This is a genomic window from Pseudomonas sp. P7759 (assembly GCF_013386445.1).
Lineage (GTDB): Bacteria > Pseudomonadota > Gammaproteobacteria > Pseudomonadales > Pseudomonadaceae > Aquipseudomonas > Aquipseudomonas azotoformans_A.
The window spans coordinates 1-3,213 of record NZ_JACART010000073.1 but is presented as its reverse complement, the minus strand read 5'-3'; the positions used below and the strand labels follow the sequence as shown (position 1 = coordinate 3,213).

The 3,213-nt window shown below is 50.6% G+C and carries 1 rRNA gene; it reads right to left on the bottom strand.

Annotated features, from left to right (window positions below):
- Positions 1-20: 20 nt before the first annotated feature.
- Positions 21-2,912: ribosomal RNA gene (locus HX823_RS30295) — 23S ribosomal RNA — on the bottom strand.
- Positions 2,913-3,213 lie beyond the last annotated feature (301 nt).

Here is a 3,213-nt window from a genome sequence, read left to right as displayed (position 1 = left end):
TCAAATTGCTTGGGTGTTATATGGTCAAGCCTCACGGGCAATTAGTATTGGTTAGCTCAACGCCTCACAGCGCTTACACACCCAACCTATCAACGTCGTAGTCTTCGACGGCCCTTCAGGGAACTCAAGGTTCCAGTGAGATCTCATCTTGAGGCTAGTTTCCCGCTTAGATGCTTTCAGCGGTTATCTATTCCGAACATAGCTACCCGGCAATGCCACTGGCGTGACAACCGGAACACCAGAGGTTCGTCCACTCCGGTCCTCTCGTACTAGGAGCAGCCCCTCTCAAATCTCAAACGTCCACGGCAGATAGGGACCGAACTGTCTCACGACGTTCTAAACCCAGCTCGCGTACCACTTTAAATGGCGAACAGCCATACCCTTGGGACCGGCTTCAGCCCCAGGATGTGATGAGCCGACATCGAGGTGCCAAACACCGCCGTCGATATGAACTCTTGGGCGGTATCAGCCTGTTATCCCCGGAGTACCTTTTATCCGTTGAGCGATGGCCCTTCCATACAGAACCACCGGATCACTAAGACCTACTTTCGTACCTGCTCGACGTGTCTGTCTCGCAGTCAAGCGCGCTTTTGCCTTTATACTCTACGACCGATTTCCGACCGGTCTGAGCGCACCTTCGTACTCCTCCGTTACTCTTTAGGAGGAGACCGCCCCAGTCAAACTACCCACCATACACTGTCCTCGATCCGGATAACGGACCTGAGTTAGAACCTCAAAGTTGCCAGGGTGGTATTTCAAGGTTGGCTCCACGCAGACTGGCGTCCACGCTTCAAAGCCTCCCACCTATCCTACACAAGCAAATTCAAAGTCCAGTGCAAAGCTATAGTAAAGGTTCACGGGGTCTTTCCGTCTAGCCGCGGATACACTGCATCTTCACAGCGATTTCAATTTCACTGAGTCTCGGGTGGAGACAGCGCCGCCATCGTTACGCCATTCGTGCAGGTCGGAACTTACCCGACAAGGAATTTCGCTACCTTAGGACCGTTATAGTTACGGCCGCCGTTTACCGGGGCTTCGATCAAGAGCTTCGCGTTAGCTAACCCCATCAATTAACCTTCCGGCACCGGGCAGGCGTCACACCCTATACGTCCACTTTCGTGTTTGCAGAGTGCTGTGTTTTTAATAAACAGTCGCAGCGGCCTGGTATCTTCGACCGGCATGAGCTTACGGAGCAAGTCCTTCACCCTCACCGGCGCACCTTCTCCCGAAGTTACGGTGCCATTTTGCCTAGTTCCTTCACCCGAGTTCTCTCAAGCGCCTTGGTATTCTCTACCCAACCACCTGTGTCGGTTTGGGGTACGGTTCCTGGTTACCTGAAGCTTAGAAGCTTTTCTTGGAAGCATGGCATCAACCACTTCGTTAACTAAAAGTTAACTCGTCATCAGCTCTCGGCCTTAGAATCCCGGATTTACCTAAGATTCCAGCCTACCACCTTAAACTTGGACAACCAACGCCAAGCTGGCCTAGCCTTCTCCGTCCCTCCATCGCAATAACCAGAAGTACAGGAATATTAACCTGTTTTCCATCGACTACGCTTTTCAGCCTCGCCTTAGGGACCGACTAACCCTGCGTCGATTAACGTTGCGCAGGAAACCTTGGTCTTTCGGCGTGGGTGTTTTTCACACCCATTGTCGTTACTCATGTCAGCATTCGCACTTCTGATACCTCCAGCAAGCTTCTCAACTCACCTTCACAGGCTTACAGAACGCTCCTCTACCGCATCACTTACGTGATACCCGTAGCTTCGGTGTATGGTTTGAGCCCCGTTACATCTTCCGCGCAGGCCGACTCGACTAGTGAGCTATTACGCTTTCTTTAAAGGGTGGCTGCTTCTAAGCCAACCTCCTAGCTGTCTAAGCCTTCCCACATCGTTTCCCACTTAACCATAACTTTGGGACCTTAGCTGACGGTCTGGGTTGTTTCCCTTTTCACGACGGACGTTAGCACCCGCCGTGTGTCTCCCATGCTCGGCACTTGTAGGTATTCGGAGTTTGCATCGGTTTGGTAAGTCGGGATGACCCCCTAGCCGAAACAGTGCTCTACCCCCTACAGTGATACATGAGGCGCTACCTAAATAGCTTTCGAGGAGAACCAGCTATCTCCGAGCTTGATTAGCCTTTCACTCCGATCCACAGGTCATCCGCTAACTTTTCAACGGTAGTCGGTTCGGTCCTCCAGTTAGTGTTACCCAACCTTCAACCTGCCCATGGATAGATCGCCCGGTTTCGGGTCTATTCCCAGCGACTAGACGCCCTATTAAGACTCGCTTTCGCTACGCCTCCCCTATTCGGTTAAGCTCGCCACTGAAAATAAGTCGCTGACCCATTATACAAAAGGTACGCAGTCACCCAACAAAGTGGGCTCCCACTGCTTGTACGCATACGGTTTCAGGATCTATTTCACTCCCCTCTCCGGGGTTCTTTTCGCCTTTCCCTCACGGTACTAGTTCACTATCGGTCAGTCAGTAGTATTTAGCCTTGGAGGATGGTCCCCCCATATTCAGACAAAGTTTCTCGTGCTCCGTCCTACTCGATTTCATGACTAAGAGATTTTCGCGTACAGGGCTATCACCCACTATGGCCGCACTTTCCAGAGCGTTCCGCTAATCTCAAAGCCACTTAAGGGCTAGTCCCCGTTCGCTCGCCACTACTAAGGGAATCTCGGTTGATTTCTTTTCCTCAGGGTACTTAGATGTTTCAGTTCCCCTGGTTCGCCTCTTACACCTATGTATTCAGTGTAAGATAACCATCTTATGATGGCTGGGTTCCCCCATTCAGACATCTCCGGATCAAAGTCTGTTTGCCGACTCCCCGAAGCTTTTCGCAGGCTACCACGTCTTTCATCGCCTCTGACTGCCAAGGCATCCACCGTATGCGCTTCTTCACTTGACCATATAACCCCAAGCAATCTGGTTATACTGTGAAGACAACATTCGCCGAAAATTCGATAATACTCAAAACTGAGTAACTCACAAATTTTACCTTAGCCTGATCCGTTACCAGTGAAAGTAACGTTCAGTCTATCTTTCTATCACATACCCAAATTTTTAAAGAACGATCTAATCAAAGACTAGAAATCAACATTCACCATCATTTTGATGGAATGCTCATTTCTAAGCTTTCAAACTTCAGAAGCAGTAGTGGTGGAGCCAAACGGGATCGAACCGTTGACCTCCTGCGTGCAAGGCAGGCG